Raw genomic sequence first — 22824 nt, forward strand, 5'->3', positions numbered from 1 at the left:
CCGGATTAAATAGTTAATGAATTTAAAAATCAAATAATGCCTTGGCAATTAATGCTATATTAAATCGGGTAGGGGTTGCGCTCAATTAAATATATTAAAGGGCGAGTAAACGAGAGAAAGTAATATTGAAGAGGTGAATGCAATGAACAAGACGGGAACTGAAAAAAGCCACCGGAATTATCCGGTGGCCTGAACAATTAACGCTTAATATCAGACTTAAAATCGCGCTTGTCGTAGCCGGTGTACAGCTGACGCGGACGCGCGATTTTCATGCCGTCGGTGTGCATTTCGTTCCAGTGTGCAATCCAGCCAACGGTACGTGCCATGGCGAAGATCACGGTGAACATGGAGGACGGAATACCCATCGCTTTCAGGATGATGCCGGAGTAGAAGTCTACGTTCGGGTAGAGTTTCTTCTCGATGAAGTACGGGTCGTTGAGCGCAATGTGCTCAAGTTCCATCGCCACTTCCAGCAGATCATCTTTGGTGCCCAGTTCTTTCAGTACTTCATGGCAGGTTTCACGCATGACGGTAGCGCGCGGGTCATAGTTTTTATAAACACGGTGACCAAAGCCCATCAGGCGGAAGGAATCATTCTTGTCTTTCGCGCGGCGAACAAATTCCGGAATGTGTTTAACAGAGCTGATTTCTTCCAGCATTTTCAGCGCAGCTTCGTTTGCGCCGCCGTGTGCCGGTCCCCACAGGGAAGCAATACCTGCCGCGATGCAGGCAAACGGGTTAGCGCCAGAAGAGCCCGCGGTACGTACGGTAGAGGTTGAGGCGTTCTGTTCGTGGTCAGCGTGCAGGATTAAGATACGGTCCATTGCGCGTTCCAGAATCGGATTCACTTCGTATTTTTCGCACGGCGTAGAGAACATCATGTTCAGGAAGTTACCGGCGTAGGAGAGATCGTTACGTGGGTACACGAACGGCTGCCCGATGGAATATTTGTAGCACATCGCTGCCATGGTTGGCATTTTGGACAGCAGGCGGAAGGCGGCGATTTCACGGTGACGCGCGTTGTTTACATCCAGCGAGTCATGATAGAACGCTGCCAGTGCTCCGGTTACACCGCACATAACGGCCATCGGGTGAGAGTCGCGGCGGAAACCGTGGAACAGACGGGTGATCTGCTCGTGGATCATGGTATGGCGAGTGACTGTGGTTTTGAACTCGTCGTACTCTTCCTGCGTCGGTTTTTCGCCGTACAGCAGGATATAACACACTTCCAGATAGTTGGACTCGGTCGCCAGTTGGTCAATCGGGAAGCCGCGATGCAGCAAAACACCTTCGTCACCGTCGATGAAAGTAATTTTGGATTCGCAGGATGCGGTAGAGGTGAAACCTGGGTCAAAAGTAAACATCCCTTTTGAGCCAAGGCTACGAATATCAATAACATCTTGACCGAGCGTACCTTTCAGCACATCCAGTTCAATAGCAGCGTCACCATTTAGAGTGAGTTTTGCTTTAGTATCAGCCATTTACGGTCTCCTTAGCGCCTTATTGCTTAAGACTGCCGGAACTTAAATTTGCCTTCGTGCATCAATAAACCGTTACCAGTTTGTTATTTGGCTCGCCGCTCTGCGAAAGAGGGGATGACCTGGGTACAGAGCTATGGGCGCTTGCAGGTAAAACGGTCTTTTCATGGCGAATAAACTGCAAATCAAGAACTTAGCAATCCGAATTATTTAACCTGTCTATCACTAATAACTGTCCTGAAGGTATTGGTCAATACTTCCACACTGTTACATAACTAAATCTCCGGTGAAAGAGTGACCCCATAACTTTTACGCATTATATGCTTTTTCTGGTGTCGTTTGTAACAACTTTGTTTAATGATTGTCAAATCAGATGATTAAAAATTAAAATAATGTTGTTATCGTGACCTATGTCACTGTTCGGGATAAAACCCGACAAACTATATGTAGGTTAATTGTAATGATTTTGTGAACGTCCTATACTGCCGCCAGGTCTCCGGAATACCCTGCAATCCCGAGCCAACCAGCGTTGTAACGTGTCGTTTTAGCATCTGGAAGCAGTGTTTTATATGACGCGTAGTTATAGTAAGGACGCTGTCTGACCCGCACGCAGACCGGAGGAAGGAAATCCCGTCGTCTTTCAGGCTACAGGTGTCTTCATCTTCTGTACCCGAAGTCTAAAGGGAATAATAAGAACAGCATGTGGGCGTTATTCATGATAAGAAATGTGAAAAAACAAAGACCTGTCAATCTGGATCTGCAAACGATCCGGTTCCCAATCACGGCGATAGCGTCCATTCTCCATCGCGTATCCGGAGTGATCACCTTTGTGGCGGTCGGGATTCTGTTGTGGTTATTGGGTACCAGCCTTTCCTCCCCTGAAGGTTTCCTCACCGCGTCATCCATTATGAATAACTTCTTTGTGGAGTTAATTCTGTGGGGGATCCTGATTGCGCTGGCATATCACGCCGTAATGGGCATTCGCCATCTGTTGATGGATTTTGGCTATATCGAAGAAACCCTCGAAGCAGGGACACGCTCCGCCAAAATTTGTTTCGTTATCATTGTCGTGCTTTCACTTCTCGCAGGAGTCCTCGTATGGTAAGCAACGCCTCCGCATTAGGACGCAACGGCGTACATGACTTCATTCTGGTCCGTGCTACCGCTATCGTTCTGACGTTATACATCATCTATATGGTCGGTTTCTTCGCCACCAGCGGCGAGCTGACGTATGAAGTCTGGACCGGTTTCTTCTCATCGGCATTCACCAAAGTCTTCACCCTGCTGGCACTTTTCTCCATCTTGATTCATGCCTGGATTGGCATGTGGCAGGTGTTGACCGACTACGTTAAACCTCTGGCTGTGCGCCTGATTCTGCAACTGGCTATCGTCGTTGCGCTGGTGGTTTACGTCATTTATGGATTTGTTGTGGTGTGGGGTGTGTAATGAAACTGCCAGTCAGAGAATTTGATGCTGTTGTGATTGGTGCCGGCGGCGCAGGTATGCGCGCGGCGCTGCAAATTTCCCAGAGCGGTCAGACCTGTGCGCTGCTCTCCAAAGTGTTCCCAACCCGTTCCCATACCGTATCCGCGCAGGGTGGCATCACCGTTGCGCTCGGTAATACTCATGAAGATAACTGGGAATGGCACATGTACGACACCGTTAAAGGGTCGGACTACATTGGTGACCAGGACGCTATTGAATATATGTGTAAAACCGGTCCGGAAGCGATTCTGGAGTTGGACCACATGGGGCTGCCGTTCTCTCGCCTCGACAATGGCACAATTTATCAACGTCCGTTTGGCGGCCAGTCGAAGAACTTCGGCGGCGAGCAGGCGGCTCGTACTGCGGCAGCGGCCGACCGTACCGGTCATGCGCTGTTGCACACGCTGTATCAGCAGAACCTGAAAAACCATACCACCATCTTCTCCGAGTGGTATGCGCTGGACTTGGTGAAAAACGCCGATGGCGCAGTTGTCGGTTGCACCGCGCTGTGTATCGAAACCGGTGAAGTGGTTTACTTCAAAGCCCGCGCGACCGTGCTGGCCACCGGCGGTGCTGGCCGTATTTATCAGTCCACTACTAATGCCCACATCAATACCGGTGACGGTGTTGGTATGGCTATCCGTGCTGGCGTGCCGGTGCAGGATATGGAGATGTGGCAGTTCCACCCAACCGGTATCGCCGGTGCAGGCGTTCTGGTAACAGAAGGCTGCCGTGGTGAAGGTGGCTACCTGCTGAACAAACACGGTGAGCGCTTCATGGAGCGTTATGCCCCGAATGCGAAAGACCTGGCGGGTCGTGACGTGGTGGCGCGCTCCATCATGATCGAAATTCGCGAAGGTCGCGGCTGCGACGGCCCGTGGGGTCCGCACGCCAAACTGAAACTCGACCACCTGGGTAAAGAAGTACTGGAATCCCGTCTGCCGGGTATTCTCGAACTGTCCCGTACCTTTGCTCACGTTGACCCGGTCAAAGAGCCGATTCCGGTTATCCCAACCTGCCACTATATGATGGGCGGTATTCCGACCAAAGTAACTGGCCAGGCGCTGACCGTGAATGAGCAGGGCGAAGATGTGGTGATCCCTGGGCTGTTTGCCGTCGGCGAAATCGCCTGCGTATCGGTTCACGGCGCCAACCGTTTGGGCGGTAACTCGCTGCTGGACCTGGTAGTATTTGGTCGTGCGGTTGGTCTGCACCTGCAGGAGTCCATCGCTGAGCAGGGTGACCTGCTGGATGCGACCGAAGATGAAATCGACGCTTCTCTGGCGCGTCTGAACCGCTGGAACGGTAACCGTAACGGTGAAGACCCGGTGGCGATTCGCAAAGCGCTGCAAGAATGTATGCAGCATAACTTCTCGGTATTCCGCGAAGGCGATGCGATGGCGAAAGGTCTGGAAGAGCTGAAAGCGATCCGCGAACGCCTGAAAAATGCCCGTCTGGACGATACCTCCAGCGAGTTCAACACCCAGCGCGTTGAGTGTCTGGAGTTGGATAACCTGATGGAGACCGCGTACGCCACTGCAGTATCTGCAAACTTCCGTACCGAAAGCCGTGGCGCGCATAGCCGCTTCGACTTCCCGGAACGTGATGATGAAAACTGGCTGTGCCATTCCCTGTACCTGCCAGAGTCGGAATCCATGACGCGACGTCAAGTCAATATGGAACCGAAGCTGCGCCCGGCATTCCCGCCGAAGATTCGTACTTATTAATGCGGAGACAGGACAATGAAACTCGAGTTTTCAGTTTATCGCTATAACCCGGATGTTGACGACGCTCCGCGCATGCAGGATTACACCCTGGAGGCGGAAGAAGGGCGCGACATGATGCTGCTGGATGCATTGATGCAGCTGAAAGAAAAAGATCCGTCGCTGTCGTTTCGTCGCTCCTGCCGTGAAGGGGTTTGTGGCTCCGACGGTCTGAACATGAACGGCAAAAATGGACTGGCCTGTATCACTCCTATTTCTGCGCTGAATCAGCCGGGCAAAAAAATTGTCATTCGCCCGCTGCCGGGTTTACCGGTTGTGCGCGATTTGGTGGTAGACATGGGGCAATTCTACGCACAGTATGAGAAGATTAAGCCTTACTTGTTGAATAATGGGAAAAATCCGCCAGCTCGTGAGCATTTACAAATGCCAGAGCAGCGTGAGAAGCTCGATGGGCTGTATGAATGTATTTTGTGTGCATGCTGCTCAACGTCCTGCCCATCATTCTGGTGGAACCCGGACAAATTTATTGGCCCGGCAGGCCTGCTGGCAGCGTATCGCTTCTTAATTGATAGCCGCGATACCGAGACCGACAGCCGCCTGGAAGGTTTAAGTGACGCTTTCAGCGTATTCCGCTGCCATAGCATCATGAACTGCGTCAGCGTATGTCCGAAAGGACTGAACCCGACGCGCGCCATCGGCCATATTAAGTCGATGTTGCTCAAACGTAGTGCGTAAGTAGTTGTAGTGGTTGCCGGATGGCGACGTAGCGTCTTATCCGGCCTACGGGTTATGTACCTTGTAGGTCTGATAGGCGAAGCGCCATCAGGCAATGGTTGCCGGATGCGACGTAGCGTCTTATCCGGCCTACGGGTTACGTACCTTGTAGGCCTGATTAGCGAAGCGCCATCAGGCAATTTAAGTGCAGGAAACCTCTAAAAACTGCCACATTATTAGACAGTTTTTAAAGGTTCCTTAGCGGACGCAGATGACACGACAGTCCGCAACAAGTGAACCCCGGCACGCACATCGGTGTGCGTGGTAGTATCCACGGCGAAGTAAGCATACAAATGCTTAAGGGATCACGATGCAGAACAGCGCTTTGAAAGCCTGGTTGGACTCTTCTTACCTCTCTGGTTCTAACCAGAGCTGGATAGAACAGCTCTATGAAGACTTCTTAACCGACCCTGACTCGGTAGATGCTAACTGGCGTTCGACGTTCCAGCAGTTACCTGGTACCGGAGTCAAACCGGATCAACTTCACTCAAAAACACGTGATTATTTCCGTCGACAGGCGTTGATTACCCCACGTTACTCTTCTTCTATTTCCGACCCTGATGCCAATGTGAAGCAGGTTAAAGTCCTGCAGCTCATTAACGCCTATCGTTTTCGCGGTCATCAGCATGCGAATCTTGATCCGCTGGGACTGTGGCAGCAAGAAAATGTGGCCGATCTGGACCCGTCTTTCCACGATCTGACCGATGCGGATTTCCAGGAAAGCTTTAACGTAGGTTCTTTTGCCGGCGGCAAAGACACGATGAAGCTGAGCGACCTGGTTGTTGCGCTGAAACAAACCTACTGCGGCCCAATTGGCGCCGAGTATATGCACATCACCAGCACCGAAGAAAAACGTTGGCTTCAGCAGCGTATCGAGTCTGGCCGTGCCGCATTCAGTAGCGAAGAGAAGAAACGCTTCCTCAGTGAACTGACCGCAGCAGAAGGTCTGGAACGCTACCTGGGCGCTAAGTTCCCGGGCGCGAAACGCTTCTCGCTGGAAGGCGGCGATGCGTTAATCCCAATGCTCAAAGAGATGATCCGCCACGCCGGTAACAGCGGTACCCGTGAAGTGGTACTGGGCATGGCGCACCGTGGTCGTCTGAACGTTCTGGTTAACGTACTGGGCAAACGCCCGCAGGAACTGTTCGACGAATTTGCGGGCAAACATAAAGAACATCTCGGCACAGGTGACGTGAAGTACCACATGGGCTTCTCATCAGATATCGAAACCGAAGGCGGCCTGGTGCACCTGGCGCTGGCGTTTAACCCGTCGCACCTGGAAATCGTTAGCCCGGTGGTTATCGGTTCTGTACGTGCACGTCTGGATCGTCTGGACGAGCCGAGCAGCAATAAAGTCCTGCCAATCACCATTCACGGTGATGCGGCAGTTACCGGGCAGGGCGTGGTTCAGGAAACCCTGAACATGTCGAAAGCGCGTGGTTACGAAGTGGGCGGTACCGTTCGCATCGTTATCAACAACCAGGTGGGCTTCACTACGTCTAACCCGCTGGATGCGCGTTCTACACCGTACTGTACCGACATCGGTAAGATGGTTCAGGCGCCGATTTTCCACGTGAACGCGGATGACCCGGAAGCGGTCGCTTTCGTGACCCGCCTGGCGCTGGATTTCCGTAATACCTTTAAACGCGATGTCTTCATCGATCTGGTGTGCTACCGCCGTCACGGCCACAACGAAGCCGACGAGCCGAGCGCAACCCAGCCGCTGATGTATCAGAAAATCAAAAAGCACCCGACCCCGCGCAAAATCTACGCTGATAAGCTGGAAGCGGACAAGGTCGCCACGCTGGAAGATGCGACCGAGATGGTCAATCTGTACCGTGACGCGCTGGATGCTGGCGAATGCGTAGTGAAAGAGTGGCGTCCAATGAACATGCACTCCTTCACCTGGTCGCCGTACCTCAACCACGAATGGGATGAAAACTACCCGAACAAAGTTGAGATGAAGCGTCTGCAGGAGCTGGCAAAACGCATCAGCACCGTACCTGAAGCGGTTGAAATGCAGTCGCGTGTTGCCAAGATTTACGGCGACCGCCAGGCCATGGCCGCAGGCGAGAAGCTGTTTGACTGGGGTGGTGCAGAGAATCTGGCTTACGCCACGCTGGTTGACGAAGGCATTCCGGTCCGTCTGTCGGGTGAAGACTCCGGTCGCGGAACCTTCTTCCACCGTCACGCGGTGATTCATAACCAGGCGAACGGTTCAACCTACACGCCGCTGCAGCATGTGCATAACGGACAAGGCACCTTCCGCGTATGGGACTCCGTGCTGTCTGAAGAAGCCGTGCTGGCGTTCGAGTACGGTTATGCCACAGCAGAACCGCGCACGCTAACCATCTGGGAAGCACAGTTCGGTGACTTCGCTAACGGTGCACAGGTCGTTATCGACCAGTTCATCTCTTCCGGCGAGCAGAAATGGGGCCGTATGTGTGGTCTGGTTATGCTGCTGCCGCACGGCTATGAAGGTCAGGGTCCGGAGCACTCCTCCGCGCGTCTGGAACGTTATCTGCAACTTTGCGCTGAGCAAAACATGCAGGTTTGCGTCCCGTCTACCCCGGCGCAGGTTTATCACATGCTGCGTCGTCAGGCGCTGCGCGGTATGCGTCGTCCGCTGGTGGTGATGTCACCGAAGTCGCTGCTGCGTCATCCGCTGGCGGTGTCTACTCTGGACGAACTGGCAAATGGTACTTTCCTGCCAGCCATTGGCGAAGTAGATGAACTTGATCCTAAAGGCGTGAAGCGCGTCGTGATGTGTTCTGGTAAGGTTTATTACGACCTGCTGGAGCAACGCCGCAAGAACGACCAAAAAGATGTCGCCATTGTGCGCATCGAACAGCTCTATCCGTTCCCGCATAAAGCGGTGCAGGAAGCGCTGAAACCATTTGCTCACGTACATGATTTTGTCTGGTGCCAGGAAGAGCCGCTCAACCAGGGCGCATGGTACTGCAGCCAGCATCATTTCCGTGAAGTAATTCCATTTGGGTCAGCTCTGCGTTATGCAGGTCGCCCGGCCTCTGCCTCTCCGGCAGTAGGGTATATGTCCGTTCACCAGAAGCAGCAACAAGATCTGGTAAATGACGCGCTGAACGTCGATTAAATAAAGGATAAATAATGAGTAGCGTAGATATTCTTGTTCCCGACCTGCCTGAATCCGTAGCGGATGCAACGGTTGCAACCTGGCACAAAAAACCGGGCGATGCAGTACGTCGTGATGAAGTACTGGTAGAAATCGAAACTGACAAAGTGGTACTGGAAGTACCGGCATCAGCGGACGGTATTCTTGATGCGGTTCTGGAAGATGAAGGGACAACCGTCACTTCTCGCCAGATCCTCGGTCGCCTGCGTGAAGGCAACAGCACCGGTAAAGAAACCAGTGCTAAGTCTGAAGAGAAAGATTCTACTCCGGCACAGCGCCAGCAGGCGTCTCTTGCTGAGCAGAACAACGATGCCCTGAGCCCGGCGATCCGTCGCCTGCTCGGTGAGCATAACCTCGAAGCCAGCGCTATCAACGGCACCGGTGTCGGCGGTCGTATCACCCGTGAAGATGTTGAAAAACATCTGGCGAAAGCTCCGGCTGCGAAAGCCGAAGCAAAAGCGCCGGCTGCAGCACCTGCACCGCAGGCTCAACTGGGCGCGCGTGGCGAAAAACGTGTTCCGATGACCCGTCTGCGCAAACGCGTAGCCGAGCGTCTGCTGGAAGCGAAAAATTCTACCGCCATGCTGACCACGTTCAACGAAGTCAACATGAAGCCAATCATGGACCTGCGTAAGCAATACGGTGATGCGTTCGAGAAACGCCACGGTATCCGTCTGGGCTTTATGTCTTTCTACGTGAAAGCGGTTGTTGAAGCGCTGAAACGCTATCCGGAAGTGAACGCGTCCATCGACGGCGATGACGTGGTTTACCACAACTACTTTGATGTCAGCATGGCGGTCTCCACGCCGCGTGGCCTGGTCACGCCGGTCCTGCGTGATGTGGATCTGCTGGGTATGGCTGACATTGAGAAGAATATTAAAGAACTGGCAGTTAAAGGTCGCGACGGCAAGTTGACGGTCGAAGATCTGACGGGTGGTAACTTCACCATCACTAACGGTGGTGTGTTCGGTTCCCTGATGTCCACGCCGATCATCAACCCACCGCAGAGCGCCATCCTGGGTATGCATGCCATCAAAGATCGTCCGATGGCGGTAGACGGCAAGGTTGAAATCCTGCCGATGATGTATCTGGCGCTGTCTTATGACCACCGTCTGATCGATGGTCGTGAGTCAGTAGGCTTCCTGGTAACCATTAAAGAGTTGCTGGAAGATCCAACGCGTCTGCTGCTGGACGTGTAGTTAATAAGAGTATCACCTGCCCCGTAGGTCTGGACGCTTATCAGACCTACGGGTAAAAGATAACGATTACCTGAAGGATGGACAGAACACATGAACTTACATGAATATCAGGCAAAACAACTTTTTGCCCGCTATGGCTTACCGGCACCGGTGGGTTATGCCTGTACTACTCCGCGTGAAGCCGAAGAAGCTGCATCTAAAATCGGCGCTGGCCCGTGGGTAGTGAAATGTCAGGTTCACGCTGGTGGCCGTGGTAAAGCGGGCGGTGTGAAGGTGGTAAACAGCAAAGAAGACATTCGCGCTTTTGCTGAACACTGGCTGGGTAAACGTCTGGTCACTTACCAGACAGATGCTCATGGCCAACCGGTAAATCAGATTCTGGTTGAAGCCGCGACCGACATTGGTAAAGAACTTTACCTCGGCGCAGTTGTTGACCGTAGCTCCCGTCGCGTGGTCTTCATGGCCTCTACCGAAGGCGGCGTGGAAATCGAAAAAGTAGCGGAAGAAACCCCGCACCTGATCCACAAAGTGGCGCTCGATCCGCTGGCAGGTCCGATGCCTTACCAGGGCCGTGAGCTGGCGTTCAAACTGGGTCTGGAAGGTAAACAGGTTCAGCAGTTCACCAAGATCTTCATGGGTCTGGCGACTATCTTCCTGGAGCGCGATCTGGCGCTGATCGAAATCAACCCGCTGGTGGTGACCAAACAGGGTGATCTGATCTGCCTCGACGGCAAACTGGGCGCTGACGGCAACGCACTGTTCCGCCAGGCTGACCTGCGCGAAATGCGCGACCAGTCTCAGGAAGATCCGCGTGAAGCGCAGGCTGCACAGTGGGAACTGAACTACGTCGCACTGGACGGTAACATCGGTTGTATGGTTAACGGTGCGGGCCTGGCAATGGGCACCATGGACATCGTTAAGCTGCACGGCGGCGAACCGGCTAACTTCCTCGACGTTGGCGGCGGTGCGACCAAAGAGCGTGTAACCGAAGCGTTCAAAATTATCCTCTCTGATGACAATGTTAAAGCCGTACTGGTTAACATCTTCGGCGGTATCGTACGTTGCGACCTGATCGCTGACGGTATCATCGGCGCGGTAGCAGAAGTAGGTGTAAACGTTCCGGTTGTGGTACGTCTGGAAGGTAACAACGCTGAACTCGGCGCGAAAAAACTGGCTGATAGCGGCCTGAATATTATTGCAGCGAAAAGTCTGACGGATGCAGCTCAGCAGGTTGTTGCCGCAGTGGAGGGGAAATAATGTCAGTTTTAATTAATAAAGATACCAAGGTTATCTGCCAGGGCTTCACCGGTAGCCAGGGGACATTCCACTCCGAACAAGCGATCGCTTACGGTACGCAAATGGTCGGTGGCGTTACGCCGGGCAAAGGCGGCACCACGCATCTGGGTCTGCCAGTGTTCAACACCGTACGTGAAGCGGTAGAAGCGACCGGCGCAACCGCCACCGTTATCTATGTTCCGGCCCCGTTCTGCAAAGATTCCATTCTGGAAGCAATCGATGCAGGCATCAAGCTTATCATCACCATCACCGAAGGTATCCCAACGCTGGATATGCTGACCGTGAAAGTGAAGCTGGATGAAGCTGGCGTACGCATGATCGGCCCGAACTGCCCAGGCGTTATCACTCCGGGTGAATGTAAAATCGGTATCATGCCGGGCCACATTCACAAGCCGGGTAAAGTGGGTATCGTTTCCCGTTCAGGTACCCTGACCTATGAAGCGGTTAAGCAGACCACCGACTATGGTTTCGGCCAGTCTACCTGTGTGGGTATCGGTGGCGACCCGATCCCTGGCTCTAACTTCATCGACATCCTGAAGCTGTTCCAGGAAGATCCGCAGACTGAAGCGATCGTCATGATCGGTGAGATCGGCGGTAGCGCGGAAGAAGAAGCGGCTGCTTACATCAAAGATCATGTAACCAAGCCGGTTGTAGGTTACATCGCGGGTGTGACTGCGCCGAAAGGTAAGCGTATGGGTCACGCGGGGGCGATCATCGCGGGTGGGAAAGGTACAGCGGATGAGAAATTCGCTGCGCTGGAAGCCGCAGGCGTGAAAACTGTTCGTAGCCTGGCCGATATCGGCGAAGCGCTGAAAACCGTTATTAAGTAAGAAATAAAAAAACAGCCCTGACTCTCTGCATAGTCAAGGGCTGGTCCCGTTTCGACATGGTTGGCCATCTGATGATGGCCTTTTTTTTGCCGGGAATTTAGCGTTCAGCCAGCGTTTTCAACCAGCGAATTCCGCTTTCCGGTGAGGTCATTACCGGCACCGGCGGGGAAGGGAGCTGTTGTAAAACGCGCGCCATCGAAGCCTGCGCCAGCATCACGACATCCGCTTGGGTAAAGGCGCTCTGTAACCCTTCACTGACGATACGGTCATGGGTATCCATATCTCCCGCCAGCAGCGCGTGGAATGCATCCTCCATTAATACAGGCGTAATGGTTCGTGATTTACCGCTTTGCTGAACTTTACGCTGGACGTAATCCAGCGTTGGCTTCAGCGTGGTTGCCACAGTTGCCAACACGGCGATCCGCTCGCCTTTTCCAATCGCCTCTTCCACCATCGCGCAGTCAATGCGCGCGAGCTGGAGTGGAGTCATAAACTGGCATTGCTCCACCGCAGTACCAATTGAAGAACAGGCGGTAATAAAGATATCGCAGTCCGCCTTTTCAGCAATATGCACATAGTCGGCGATGCGGGCGGCAATATTTGGTGATACGCCTCCGGCTTTCATCACCTGTTTAATCATCGACTCCTCGACCAGATGCATCACTTCCACTTCCGGCATAATGTCGGCGATCAGCTGTTGCATCATTGCAAGGGTGGCTGCACTGGTATGCAGCATGGCGACCTTTTTCATTGGGCAATCTCCTTAAGTAATATTTCTGCGACGGACAGCGCCGCATCATGATCTTCCTGCGCGGATAAACCGCCCACCGCGACGGCTCCAAGGCATTTCCCCTGGTGCAGAATAGGGATCCCGCCCGGCAGCGCCGTAAAACGCGGATCGGCAAAATAGCTAATATCCAGCTGCTCTTTTTGCAGACGCTGTAAAAATGCCTGCGTGGTGCAGCCCAGGCGGCTGCTGGTGCGCGCTTTACGCTGGGTTAACTCGATGGTTAACAGTTTGGCGTTATCCATCCGCGCAAAGCTAAGCAGTTCTCCATTGGCATCGCATACGGCCGCACTTAACGGGCGATTTGCATAACGTGTTTCGGCGAGTTCGAGCGCACAGGTTACGGCGCGCAGGGCCTGTCCCAGAGTGAGAGTTGTCATCGTGATTATCCTTTCGACAGATTTTCGCAAGCGGGTTGAACGGGATCTTTGGCTGCTGCTGCCTGCGCCTGTCTGGCGTCTTTTTTGCGCCAGTAGTTGGCGAGCAGCGAGCCGCTAACGTTACCCAGCGGTGTCATCACCGCTGAGGCGAGTCCTACCGTTGCCAGTTTGCCCATCGCGGCGGCAAGCCCTGACGCCATACCGCCGTTTTGCAGGCCGACTTCAAAGGCCACGGTACGGGCAGACTGCACGTCCATGCGGAAGATCCAGCGGCTCATCAGATAACCAATCAGGAAGCCGCCGAGGTTATGCATCAACATGGCGAAGCAGAGCAGGAAACCGACCTGCACCAGGTTGTCGCGCCCGGCGGCGGCGGCGGTGGTGGTAAAGAAAATGATCCCCATCATTGAGATGGTTGGCATGACCTTCTTCACGCCCGCCACGCGGCCATACAGCCAGTTGTAGAACAATGCCCAAACGAGGCCGCCTGCTACGAAGTTGAGGACCACCGCGTACATCTGCGCTTCGGCGCTGGCATGACCAAACAGCGCGTCCCAGCCGCCGGCAATCATATACAGCAGCCAAATTGCGCCGATCCCGGCCAGCATCTGGACAACACGGCGTCCGCGCACGCCTGCATAGGTTTTCAGATAGTCATGCAGAATTGCTGCGCCGATGGGAATTAATACGATTTTCACCACGTCCATCACCATCGCGGTGAGCTGGATATCAATCATCGAACCCGCCAGCAGATTAACCCACAGCGGTGTCATTACCGTTGCCGCCAGCGTTGAGACTGCGGCGATTGATACCGCCAGCGCGAGGTTGGCGTTGGCGATGTAAACCATCACCGTTGACGAGAGACCGCTGGGGCAAGCGCCAATCAACAAAATGCCCACCGCCACTTCAGGCGGAAAATCAAAGATCAGGGTAATGCTCAGGCCGAGCAGGGGCATGATCACGAAATGGCAGAAGGTACCGATAAAAACTGCCCACGGCATTTTGGCGACATCAATAAAATCCTGGATCGTTAGCTTGGTGCCCATGCTGAACATGGTGGCCTGAATCACAAGGAACACGATCCATTTATGGGTGATATTGAAACCGCCCCAGACGATCAGATCCGTAGACCAGGTCATGGCGGCAACAAAACCGGCGATGATCCACAGCGTAAACTGATAGCTGCGTAAACCAGGCCAGTAGCCTGCACCGGCGGCGAATCCGACGGTGAACATCACCAGCCCCGGCTGCCACAGCGCCGTGGACTGGATGAGCGCGCCGATAATCGCCAGCGCCACGCCCGCAACGCTGACGCCGAGTCCGGTTTTGTGAATAACAGTGGTCATAGTCATGTTGAAATGTCCTTGCTGTTGTTATTGCTGCCGGGGTGGAATAGATAACATGCGCCGCGCAATTTCCGGCGTAGCAACTTTTTTATCCATACTGCGAATGAGCGTAGCGAGTTTGGCTACCTGCTGATAATTATGCTGAGCTTTTTCTTCGGCGCTTAAATAATAACTATCTTCATAGCCGATTCGCACTTCACTGGCACCCATAGCGACCGCGGCAGCGATAATATCGAAATTCCTTCTGCCAAAATGAGTAATTCCCCATAAGGCGTCGCGTGGGATCATGCTACGCAGAGCAATTAATGCATCAACGGTTGCAGGCGTACTGCCGCGGTGACCGAGAACAATATTAAAGAGCATAGGTTTTTGAAATTTTATTTTATCTTCAAGGTTCAGGATGTTATTAATCATGCCGATTTCAAAAACTTCAAACTCTGGAATAATATTGCGTTCAGTTATTTGCCGTGAACAATATTCCACGTCCGGACCGGGATTAAAATACACCGCATCACCGAGGTTAACGGAACCGACGTTCAGCGAGGCCATCTCCACACCGGGGCAGGCCAGTGGCGCGCAGCGCTCGGCGATGGACATCGAAGAGACGCCGCCGGTAGAAGCCTGAATAATCAGGTTTGAATGGCGCATAACGCGGTCAATTGTTGCCTGAAAGTCGGTAGTATCTGGCGTCAGGCGTCCCTGTTTATCGCGAACGTGTAAATGGACGATGGAGGCGCCATGTTCTACGCTGGCGAGTATTTCCTGCGCCAGTTCTTCGGGTATAACTCTGGGGCAATCTGCGGCAACGGGTGCCAGCGAAATAATAACAGTATCCGACATTTTTTCCTCCGGTACAGAGATGTTAAAATTATAGGTAAGGCGTTATCCAGCGTAATGATTCCGGCCCTGATGTTGATGGTTGATATTCACAGCCAATCCAGTCCTGGTAATTCATTTTTCTTATAAAATTAAATAGCCATGCTTCATTTAACTCCCCGGTTCCCGGTTCATGGCGATAAGGAACAGAAGCGATTTGAAAATGTTTAATAAGGGTAAAATAGCGTTCGATATTTTTCGCCACGTTGCCATGAGTTTTCTGACAGTGGTAAATATCAAACTGTAAGCCGATATTCTTCTTACCAACCTCGTGAATGATAGATTCAGCCAGCGGGAAACTGTCAATAAAATAACCGGGCATATCCTGCGAATTTAATGGTTCAATCAGTACATCGATTTCCGCGTCTGCCATCACATCGCAGGCGATGCGCAGTCGATTCGTCAGGAGGTCGCGCTGGGCGTGCAGCGTCAGGTGATTGCAGCGCAAGCCGGACATAACGTGAACCCGGCGACAACCCAGTGCCGTGGCGTAATCTCGCGCCACGTTCAGGCTGTGATGAAATTCCTGGTTTCGACCGGGCAATGCAGCGAGTCCCCGTTCACCCTGTGCCCAGTTGCCAGCCGGGGCGTTCATCAGCACCACCGGCAGAGATGTTTCCCGCTGAGCGGCCCGCAAATGCTCCAGCGGGTGCTGCCAGAGAAACAGCCCTTCTACGCCGCGAAAACCGGCTGCTTTTGCCGCCTGAAATCGACCCTCTATCGGTAAATCAGTAAATAACCAGTCGAGGTTAGCCGCTAACTTCAGCATGGCGTGCACCCTCCCGGCCATCAACCAGATGCAGCTTAACGCCCTGGCTGGCAATAGTCTGCTGCGCATTTTCCGGTAACCGGTTGTCAGAAATAATGTCGGTTAACTGCTCCAGCCCACAGATGTGGAACATGCCGTATTTGCCAAATTTACTGCTGTCACAGACCAGCACCCGACGCCGGGAGACGGTAAGCACCGCTTCTTTGACCGAGGCTTTCCCTTCACTCGGCGTCGACATACCGCGCTCGGTATCCCACGACGATGAACTGAGAAACGCCACATCAATATTAATGGTGCGCAGAAAACTGGCAGCGCTTTTGCCAAGACATGAGCGGTTACGCTGATCCACCAGACCGCCGGTGTGATAGAGCGTAATGTGTGGCATATCCATCAGATAGTGGCTGATGGAAAAATCGTTGGTGACGACCGTCAGATTGAAACAGTGGCTGGCGGCTACCGCTTTCGCCACTTCAAACAACGATGTTCCGGCATCCAGATACAGCGTTTGTCCGGGCTCAATGAGCATTGCGGCGAGCTGGCCCATTTTGCGCTTCACATCATGATTCAACTCGGCTTTTTCCCGCCACGGCAGTTCGGATTTCAGCAGGTTATTGAGCTTCACGCCGCCGTTAATGGCGATAACTTTGCCTTCTTCTTCCAGCAACTGAATGTCGCGACGTACGGTCATATGCGACACGCTCATCAGATCTGCCAGTTCATTAAATGAGGCGGCATTTTTTTCGTGCACGTAGCGGTAGATAAAATCACGTCGTTGCTCGGGGATCATCATGTCACCTCACGCTTGCCGGGAATGTTCAAGTTCGGCCACCGCCTCTTCTGAGAGCGGAACATAGCCGAGCGGTTTTAATGTCAGCCAGATGCGGGCGCTGTCTTCTAGTTCCTCGGCGTTAAACACCGCCTCACGCAGCGAGCGACCGCTTACTACCGGCCCGTGATTGGCCAGCAACGCAGCCGTATGATCTGCCGCGATTTCACTCAGTGCGCTGGCAATGCCTTCATGGCCGGGCTTGAAATAAGGCAGCAGCGGTAGCTGTCCGACGCGCATCACATAGTATGGCGTTAGTGGCGGTAGACAGTTTTCTGGCGTAGAGCAAGGCAGACAGGAGAGCGCGGTCAGCCATGGAGAATGCAGGTGCACAACCGCGCCGCAGGATGGCCGATGCCGATACCACGCCAGATGCATGGGTACCTCTTTTGACGGTTTGTCACCGCTAAGATGCACGCCGTTGGCATCCAGCCTACTTAGCGTGGCAGGATCAAGCTCACCCAGGCAGGAGTTGGTCGGGGTCACCAGATAGCCGCCATCCGGCAATTTGACGCTGAGGTTGCCGGAGCCGCCGCTGCTGTAACCACGCATAAACAAGGAACGGCCATAGTGGACGATTAGTTCGCGTAGTTGGTGTTCACTCACCGGATTCATAATGCGTACTCCTGGGCTGTAAAAAAGAAATCTTCGTCACCAAAGTTGCCTGACTTCAGCGCCAGCGCCAGACCGGAGGAAAATACCCACGGCACGCCAGGCGCAATGGCTTTGCCAACGGACAGACGCTTCACCTGCAGTGCCTCTACCACGGTGCCGGATGTTTCTCCGCCTGCGACGATAAAGGTGTTTACACCTGCAACTTGTAGCTTTGCGCTCAGTCGGGAAAAAGCGTGTTCGATCGCCTGGCTGGCAGCCTGTTCGCCGTACTCTTGTTGAATGCGTTGGAGTATGTCTGGCGGCTGGGTGGCGTATATCATCGGCGCGAATGGGTCGTTGATATGCGTCATCGCCCAGGCACACAGTTCATCAGTGTAGCGTTCTGAATCAGACAGGCAGCGGGCCACGTCGAGTACACGAGAGGCTGCTGCGGCCTTATAGCGATTGACCTGACGATTACTCATTGCAGAACAGCTACCGGAGAACACCACCGTTTTAGCAGGTAGTGGAAAAGCGTCCGGCGGCATGGTTTGCTGAGTTCCGGTGCAGGCGGCCAGTGCGCCACCGAGCCCGGAGCCCCCGGCTAACAGAGGGCTGGCATGGAGTGCCTGCGCCAGCGTGGTGAGATCTGCTTCATCCAGCGTATCGACGATAACGTGACGCATACCTTCAGCCTGAAGTTGGGCCAGAGCGTTAGTGACCGCTTCCACACCTTGACGCAGTATCGTGAGGTTAATGCAACCAACCTTACCTGGCGTTTGCGCGCTCAGCAGGCGCGGCAGGCTGGCATCGGTCATAGGATTAAGCGGATGCTTTTCCATCCCGGATTCGTTAAGCAGTACGCCGTTTACAAAAAGATGACCATGCACCACCGTGCGCCCGTTTTGCGGCAGGGCGGGGCAGTGGACGATCACGGGTGTATGCAGCTCGTTCATCAACGCATCGCTGACCGGTCCAATGTTGCCTGTTGGCGTGGAGTCGAACGTCGAACAATATTTAAAATAGATCTGGCGGATACCTGCCTTTTGTTTCAGCCAGCGGGCACAGGACAGAGATTGTGCGATGGCCTGTTCTGCGGGTAATGAGCGGCTTTTCAGCGAGATGACGATAGCGTCAACCTCTTCATTCCAGCATTGAGTGGTATCAGGCATTCCGGGCAGTAGCGCAACGCGCCACCCCTGCTGCGCCATAAAGCTTGCAATGTCCGTTGCGCCGGTGAAATCGTCGGCGATAACGCCTGTGGTGACGGCCATGGATCAACTCCGTTCAGATTGTTTGCTAATTGAACATATTATTCAGGAGGGCCTTTCACATTCACATGATGATTATCACAAATAAGCACATCATTGATTCACAGTAAAAATGAGTAATCTATTGAAAATAATGGAGAAAGATGTTTTGTTTTGCGAAAAGAGTCTCACAAGAGAGTGTGAAGATTCGTTAATCTTTGAGAAAGCGAAGTCAGTAGCATGCAGCGGAGTATTATCGTGGTTGCTTTAACTCTCTTGCCAATTGATCATAATCATCTGCATAAATGAGATTATTTTTTGCGGTGAGCATCATTCTTTCTCTTGATTAAATTCTGCATATTACCGGCTTTAATTTCATTAATGCCGGAGGATACCGTGTCGTTGAAAATCCAGGATGATTATCTACAACGTTTTTTCTCGATAGCAAAAGTATTCTCCAGTGCGACTGGATTAGCCACGGTTGTGGTTGATGTAAACGGAAAAACTCTCTCGGATTGCCATAACTTTAATTCGTTCTGCACATTAATGCGGGCGGATGAACTCTATTGTACGAGTTGCCAAAAGTGTGACAAATATTGTGCTTTTGAAGGTTTAAAACACCTTAAACCCAGAATACTCAGCTGCCACGCAGGGCTAAGTCTGTTTTCTATGCCATTAATTCGCGATGGGCATCTGTACGGTTTTATGCTCTGTGGGCAGGTGCGGGCAAAATATCAGGAATATAAAACTATCGTTATTGATAATGAATGTTCATGGATGGATGAACCAAAAATAAAAGCTGAATGGAGTCAGGTGGCGGTAGTCGATAATAACACGCTGGTGGCATCAGCTAATTTATTAAATTTTATTGTTGATAATTTTGAGACAGAACAGCAACAACCTGATGAGTTTGTTATCCCGTCGACCAGTTACATGCGTCATTATTTTACAGAGCCTTCCCGACACGAGAAAAAGCTTCTGGCAGCGTTGCGTTATATTGATGAGAATTTATATAGTGAATTATCCCTGGAATCCGTAGCAGCTCACGTTTGCTTAAGCGCAAACTATTTCAGCCGTTTTTTTAAGAAACGGCAGGGCGTTAACTTTAAAACCTGGGTGAATCAGAAAAAAATGCAAAAAGCGGGGGAGTTATTGCACGATCCCGTTCATTCAATAGACAGCATTGCCCGGAAACTCCAATACGCACAAACCAGTTACTTTTGCCGTGTTTTCCGGGCGGCGCATCAAACGTCGCCCCAGTCTTTTCGTCATGCCAGACTGTCACAGTAAAGGTTTTCTGGCAGCGTGATGGCTTCAGGGATAAAAGAGAGCCGATCGCTCAGGGTTACCACATCACCAATCACTATCAGCGCAGGGGGGAGGATGTTAGCTTCCTGCGCCTTGCTCAGTAGTGAACCGAGCGTACAGGTCAGTCGGCGTTGGTTATCGCGGGTGGCGGACATAATTAGCGCTGCAGGCGTATCTGCTGATTTTCCACCCATCAATAATTCCTCACAGATAAACGCCAGATTGGCGATACCCATGACGATAACCAGCGTACCATTCAGTTTGGCCAGCTGACGCCAGTCCTGCTGTTGGTTGCCCTCCCGCGTATGACCGGTTACCACGTGAAATCCCGAGGCGAAATCGCGGTGTGTTACCGGAATCCCGGCATAGGTCAGGCCACCAATGGTTGAGCTAATACCCGGCACCACTTCAAACGGGATGCCTGTCTCGACGAGATCCTCAACTTCTTCAGCCCCGCGTCCAAAAACATACGGATCGCCGCCTTTCAAACGCACAATATTATTGTGTGTTTGGGCATACTGGACAAGCAGTGCATTGATTTCATCCTGCGGTACACAATGGAAGCCTGGGTTTTTGCCGACATTGATAAGCAGACAATCAGGTAATGCCCATTCCAAAATTTTAGGATTGACCAGCCGATCGTAAATAATGACATCAGCCTGTTTAATGCACATCATTGCTTTGAGGGTAAGTAATGAAATATCACCGGGACCTGCCCCAACGAGCCAGACCTTTCCGAAAGTTTTCACATTGTGTCCTTTATCACATCGATCAAAAAAAGGCAGAAACCACATCAAGGAATGATAAAAAGCAGTCGTTTGCCCGTAAGTTATAACGTGAAATTATCCAAAATTATCGCACTGATAATATTGATTAATCTCGCAAAGTTTTTTCTGCAATAAACAAGATAACTTGAAAAATTATTAAGAACTTATTGGCACCATTTGCTTAGGTTTAACCTTATTTAAATTGTGTTTATTGCTGCTCTTGAGTATTATTGGTTAATATTTATCCGCCATCAGTGTGAGTAAATCATGGATTGGATCAATGACATTAATGGATGAAATAAAATATAACTCTCGGTGCTTATCTGGGTAGCTTGAATTATTTTTTATAAATTAAACTATTTTTGTACGCTGCATATGGAAGAGGTTATGAGAGGAAAAATACCCAAGACGGAGTTGCTGGTAACTTTTGAAGTTGTTGCGCGTCACGAAAGTTATACCCGGGCAGCTGAAGAGCTGGCTTTGACACAAAGTGCTGTTTTCCGCCAGGTAAATGCACTGGAGGATTTTCTCAATACCGCGCTATTTAATCATGCCAAAAAACGCATTTTCTTAAATGCGGCCGGCAAACACTATTTAAGTATCGTTAAAGAAACGTTAAATAAACTTGAACGAGATACGACGACGATAATGACCTGGCAGCCGACGGTACAGGTTATTGAGCTGGCGGTGAATCCGACGTTCAGCACGCACTGGCTGATCCCAAACCTGCGTGAATTTAACAAACTTAATCCTGATATTATCGTGAACATTCATTCCCTGGCGAATATTGGTGATTTTCTCAATCGAGAGTATGACGCGGCAATCATGCGCGAAGACTTTTATTCGCCATGGTCAGGGGTTGAGTACCTGTTTGAAGAGGAAATTCTGCCGGTTTGCAGTCGCTGTTTGCTGGCCGAACCGGAACGAAAACTGGCGGTGAACGAATTACTAAACGAATTTCCGCTCTTGCATCAAAGCACGCGCATCAAAGGGTGGCAGGAGTGGTTTGCGCTGTCAGATGTCAGCAGTCCGCTGGTGAATAAAGGTCCGAGATTTGATTTGTTATCGATGCTGATCGCGGCGGTCCGTTCTAATCTGGGCGTTGCGCTGCTCCCACGTTTTGCCATTCAGCACGATCTGGACAGCGGTGATATGGTCATTCCTTGCGATGTTCCAATGCGTACCGGGAATCGATTTATTATGACGTGGCGTGAAGAGAAATCGGAATCCGAGCATTTACAGATTTTCCGTAACTGGTTGCTCAGTAAGTCCGTGGTATCGGCTGCCTGAAGGTGGCTTGCGCCTTATCAGGCCTACAACGATGGGTAGGCCGGATAAGACGCGTTTGCATCGTTATCCGGCCAAAAAACGGCTACCAGTCGATCCCAATCTGTGCCTGAATACCGCGGTCAAACGCGTGTTTGACCGGGCGAATTTCACTGACCGTATCGGCCAGTTCCAGTAACAGCGTATGGCATCCGCGTCCTGTGACGATAACGCTCTGACCGGCAGGACGATTTTCGATAGCGCTGATAACCTCCTGGGTATCCAGATAGTGGTAAGCAAGCATGTAGGTGAGTTCATCCAGCACCACTAGATCGTAATGCGCATCAGCCAGCATGCGCTTACTTTCCTGCCAGACAACCGTTGCCGCCTCGATATCTGCTTGCCGATTTTGGGTTTCCCAGGTAAATCCGGTACCCATAATATGGAACTCGACGCCGAGAGGTTGCAGCGTGTTGTACTCGCCATTATCCCACTGACCTTTAATAAACTGCGCGATGCCAACGGTTTTTCCGTGACCCACTGCGCGCGTTGCCGTGCCAAAGGCTGCGGTGGATTTTCCTTTTCCGTTGCCGGTGAAGACAATGAGGATCCCTTTCTTCTCCGTTGCCGCCGCTACGCGGGTATCAACCTGCTCTTTCAGCTTCTGCTGACGCTGACGGTGTCTGTCGTTATTGGCGCGCGCTTCCATGGAAACTCC

At 52.1% G+C, this 22824-nt stretch carries 21 protein-coding genes and 1 pseudogene; 10 read left to right on the forward strand and 12 right to left on the reverse strand.

The genetic code is table 11. The features are described 5' to 3' along the window. Positions 1-197 precede the first annotated feature (197 nt). Together C2U43_RS07510 and C2U43_RS29555 are read right to left on the reverse strand one after the other, a co-directional pair. Positions 198-1481: a citrate synthase gene (locus C2U43_RS07510; protein ID WP_003831404.1), complete on the reverse strand. Its 1284-nt coding sequence runs from the start codon at positions 1479-1481 to the stop codon at positions 198-200. A 203-nt stretch (positions 1482-1684) separates the two neighbouring features. Then, positions 1685-1795: pseudogene (locus tag C2U43_RS29555) on the reverse strand (hypothetical protein). A gap of 383 nt (positions 1796-2178) precedes the next feature. Here C2U43_RS29555 and sdhC point away from each other — a divergent pair. From sdhC to sucD, 8 genes are all read left to right on the forward strand, one after another. Continuing rightward, positions 2179-2583: a succinate dehydrogenase cytochrome b556 subunit gene (sdhC, locus tag C2U43_RS07520; protein WP_003831406.1), complete on the forward strand. Its 405-nt coding sequence runs from the start codon at positions 2179-2181 to the stop codon at positions 2581-2583. Next, positions 2577-2924: a succinate dehydrogenase membrane anchor subunit gene (sdhD, locus tag C2U43_RS07525; RefSeq protein ID WP_003831408.1), complete on the forward strand. Its 348-nt coding sequence runs from the start codon at positions 2577-2579 to the stop codon at positions 2922-2924. The genes sdhC and sdhD overlap by 7 nt, the downstream gene beginning before the upstream one ends. After that, a complete protein-coding gene (gene sdhA, locus C2U43_RS07530) occupies positions 2924-4690 on the forward strand; it encodes a succinate dehydrogenase flavoprotein subunit (RefSeq protein WP_003831409.1) in 1767 nt (588 codons plus the stop codon). Before sdhD ends, sdhA begins: the two co-directional genes overlap by 1 nt. A gap of 15 nt (positions 4691-4705) precedes the next feature. Further along, positions 4706-5422 (forward strand): succinate dehydrogenase iron-sulfur subunit SdhB, encoded by a 717-nt coding sequence (gene sdhB / locus C2U43_RS07535; protein WP_003022921.1) that lies wholly within the window; start codon positions 4706-4708, stop codon positions 5420-5422. Between the two features lie 349 nt (positions 5423-5771). Then, a complete protein-coding gene (gene sucA, locus C2U43_RS07540; protein ID WP_003831411.1) occupies positions 5772-8573 on the forward strand; it encodes a 2-oxoglutarate dehydrogenase E1 component in 2802 nt (933 codons plus the stop codon). A 14-nt stretch (positions 8574-8587) separates the two neighbouring features. Continuing rightward, positions 8588-9811, forward strand: a complete 1224-nt coding sequence (gene odhB / locus C2U43_RS07545) for a 2-oxoglutarate dehydrogenase complex dihydrolipoyllysine-residue succinyltransferase (RefSeq protein WP_003022925.1) — start codon at positions 8588-8590, stop codon at positions 9809-9811. Positions 9812-9901: 90 nt separating this feature from the next. Continuing rightward, entirely contained in the window at positions 9902-11068 is a 1167-nt protein-coding gene (sucC, locus tag C2U43_RS07550) for an ADP-forming succinate--CoA ligase subunit beta (protein WP_003022927.1), read from the forward strand. After that, positions 11068-11937 carry a succinate--CoA ligase subunit alpha gene (gene sucD / locus C2U43_RS07555; protein ID WP_003022929.1) on the forward strand — a complete coding sequence of 290 codons (870 nt, stop codon included), beginning with the start codon at positions 11068-11070 and terminating at the stop codon, positions 11935-11937. The genes sucC and sucD overlap by 1 nt, the downstream gene beginning before the upstream one ends. Positions 11938-12034: 97 nt before the next feature. On the opposite strand, the gene C2U43_RS07560 is transcribed toward sucD, so the two are convergent. From C2U43_RS07560 to otnK, 8 genes are read right to left on the reverse strand one after another with little or no spacing between them, the layout of a single operon-like run. Next, positions 12035-12688 carry an aspartate/glutamate racemase family protein gene (locus tag C2U43_RS07560; protein ID WP_032942725.1) on the reverse strand — a complete coding sequence of 218 codons (654 nt, stop codon included), beginning with the start codon at positions 12686-12688 and terminating at the stop codon, positions 12035-12037. Further along, complete coding sequence (locus tag C2U43_RS07565) at positions 12685-13104, reverse strand: GlcG/HbpS family heme-binding protein (RefSeq protein WP_103284895.1); 420 nt, start codon at positions 13102-13104, stop codon at positions 12685-12687. The genes C2U43_RS07560 and C2U43_RS07565 overlap by 4 nt, the downstream gene beginning before the upstream one ends. Positions 13105-13109: 5 nt before the next feature. Further along, entirely contained in the window at positions 13110-14456 is a 1347-nt protein-coding gene (locus tag C2U43_RS07570; protein WP_048235850.1) for a bile acid:sodium symporter family protein, read from the reverse strand. A 21-nt stretch (positions 14457-14477) separates the two neighbouring features. Beyond that, on the reverse strand, positions 14478-15290 hold the full coding sequence (locus C2U43_RS07575) for a 3-keto-5-aminohexanoate cleavage protein (protein ID WP_008784143.1): 813 nt from the start codon (positions 15288-15290) through the stop codon (positions 14478-14480). Between the two features lie 28 nt (positions 15291-15318). After that, positions 15319-16095, reverse strand: a complete 777-nt coding sequence (locus C2U43_RS07580; protein ID WP_103284896.1) for a hydroxypyruvate isomerase family protein — start codon at positions 16093-16095, stop codon at positions 15319-15321. Continuing rightward, positions 16076-16885 (reverse strand): DeoR/GlpR family DNA-binding transcription regulator, encoded by an 810-nt coding sequence (locus C2U43_RS07585; protein WP_172313033.1) that lies wholly within the window; start codon positions 16883-16885, stop codon positions 16076-16078. Before C2U43_RS07585 ends, C2U43_RS07580 begins: the two co-directional genes overlap by 20 nt. A gap of 6 nt (positions 16886-16891) precedes the next feature. Beyond that, on the reverse strand, positions 16892-17536 hold the full coding sequence (otnC, locus tag C2U43_RS07590) for a 3-oxo-tetronate 4-phosphate decarboxylase (protein WP_103284897.1): 645 nt from the start codon (positions 17534-17536) through the stop codon (positions 16892-16894). Further along, positions 17533-18789 carry a 3-oxo-tetronate kinase gene (gene otnK / locus C2U43_RS07595; protein WP_103284898.1) on the reverse strand — a complete coding sequence of 419 codons (1257 nt, stop codon included), beginning with the start codon at positions 18787-18789 and terminating at the stop codon, positions 17533-17535. Before otnK ends, otnC begins: the two co-directional genes overlap by 4 nt. 372 nt (positions 18790-19161) lie before the next feature. On the opposite strand from otnK, the gene C2U43_RS07600 reads away from it, so the two are divergent. Then, entirely contained in the window at positions 19162-20055 is an 894-nt protein-coding gene (locus C2U43_RS07600) for a PocR ligand-binding domain-containing protein (protein WP_103284899.1), read from the forward strand. Here the strand turns inward: C2U43_RS07600 and cobA are convergent. Further along, complete coding sequence (cobA, locus tag C2U43_RS07605) at positions 20034-20822, reverse strand: uroporphyrinogen-III C-methyltransferase (RefSeq protein WP_003831416.1); 789 nt, start codon at positions 20820-20822, stop codon at positions 20034-20036. The genes C2U43_RS07600 and cobA overlap by 22 nt on opposite strands. Before the next feature lie 405 nt (positions 20823-21227). On the opposite strand from cobA, the gene C2U43_RS07610 reads away from it, so the two are divergent. After that, the gene (locus C2U43_RS07610; protein ID WP_003022936.1) at positions 21228-22130 is read left to right on the forward strand and encodes a LysR substrate-binding domain-containing protein; all 903 of its coding nucleotides are present in this window, start codon (positions 21228-21230) and stop codon (positions 22128-22130) included. An 82-nt stretch (positions 22131-22212) separates the two neighbouring features. Here C2U43_RS07610 and cobO read toward each other — a convergent pair whose 3' ends face one another. After that, entirely contained in the window at positions 22213-22815 is a 603-nt protein-coding gene (gene cobO / locus C2U43_RS07615; RefSeq protein WP_003022939.1) for a cob(I)yrinic acid a,c-diamide adenosyltransferase, read from the reverse strand. Between the last annotated feature and the right edge of the window lie 9 nt (positions 22816-22824).

It is taken from the genome of Citrobacter freundii complex sp. CFNIH9, assembly GCF_002903305.1.
Classification (GTDB): domain Bacteria; phylum Pseudomonadota; class Gammaproteobacteria; order Enterobacterales; family Enterobacteriaceae; genus Citrobacter; species Citrobacter portucalensis.

Bases quoted from the DNA above. Each gene is read 5' to 3' on its own strand.
- C2U43_RS07510 (WP_003831404.1), bottom strand. From the start codon at position 1,481: ATGGCTGATACTAAAGCAAAACTCACTCTAAATGGTGACGCTGCTATT.
- sdhC (WP_003831406.1), top strand. From the start codon at position 2,179: ATGTGGGCGTTATTCATGATAAGAAATGTGAAAAAACAAAGACCTGTC.
- sdhD (WP_003831408.1), top strand. From the start codon at position 2,577: ATGGTAAGCAACGCCTCCGCATTAGGACGCAACGGCGTACATGACTTC.
- sdhA (WP_003831409.1), top strand. From the start codon at position 2,924: ATGAAACTGCCAGTCAGAGAATTTGATGCTGTTGTGATTGGTGCCGGC.
- sdhB (WP_003022921.1), top strand. From the start codon at position 4,706: ATGAAACTCGAGTTTTCAGTTTATCGCTATAACCCGGATGTTGACGAC.
- sucA (WP_003831411.1), top strand. From the start codon at position 5,772: ATGCAGAACAGCGCTTTGAAAGCCTGGTTGGACTCTTCTTACCTCTCT.
- odhB (WP_003022925.1), top strand. From the start codon at position 8,588: ATGAGTAGCGTAGATATTCTTGTTCCCGACCTGCCTGAATCCGTAGCG.
- sucC (WP_003022927.1), top strand. From the start codon at position 9,902: ATGAACTTACATGAATATCAGGCAAAACAACTTTTTGCCCGCTATGGC.
- sucD (WP_003022929.1), top strand. From the start codon at position 11,068: ATGTCAGTTTTAATTAATAAAGATACCAAGGTTATCTGCCAGGGCTTC.
- C2U43_RS07560 (WP_032942725.1), bottom strand. From the start codon at position 12,688: ATGAAAAAGGTCGCCATGCTGCATACCAGTGCAGCCACCCTTGCAATG.
- C2U43_RS07565 (WP_103284895.1), bottom strand. From the start codon at position 13,104: ATGACAACTCTCACTCTGGGACAGGCCCTGCGCGCCGTAACCTGTGCG.
- C2U43_RS07570 (WP_048235850.1), bottom strand. From the start codon at position 14,456: ATGACTATGACCACTGTTATTCACAAAACCGGACTCGGCGTCAGCGTT.
- C2U43_RS07575 (WP_008784143.1), bottom strand. From the start codon at position 15,290: ATGTCGGATACTGTTATTATTTCGCTGGCACCCGTTGCCGCAGATTGC.
- C2U43_RS07580 (WP_103284896.1), bottom strand. From the start codon at position 16,095: ATGCTGAAGTTAGCGGCTAACCTCGACTGGTTATTTACTGATTTACCG.
- C2U43_RS07585 (WP_172313033.1), bottom strand. From the start codon at position 16,885: ATGATGATCCCCGAGCAACGACGTGATTTTATCTACCGCTACGTGCAC.
- otnC (WP_103284897.1), bottom strand. From the start codon at position 17,536: ATGAATCCGGTGAGTGAACACCAACTACGCGAACTAATCGTCCACTAT.
- otnK (WP_103284898.1), bottom strand. From the start codon at position 18,789: ATGGCCGTCACCACAGGCGTTATCGCCGACGATTTCACCGGCGCAACG.
- C2U43_RS07610 (WP_003022936.1), top strand. From the start codon at position 21,228: ATGAGAGGAAAAATACCCAAGACGGAGTTGCTGGTAACTTTTGAAGTT.
- cobO (WP_003022939.1), bottom strand. From the start codon at position 22,815: ATGGAAGCGCGCGCCAATAACGACAGACACCGTCAGCGTCAGCAGAAG.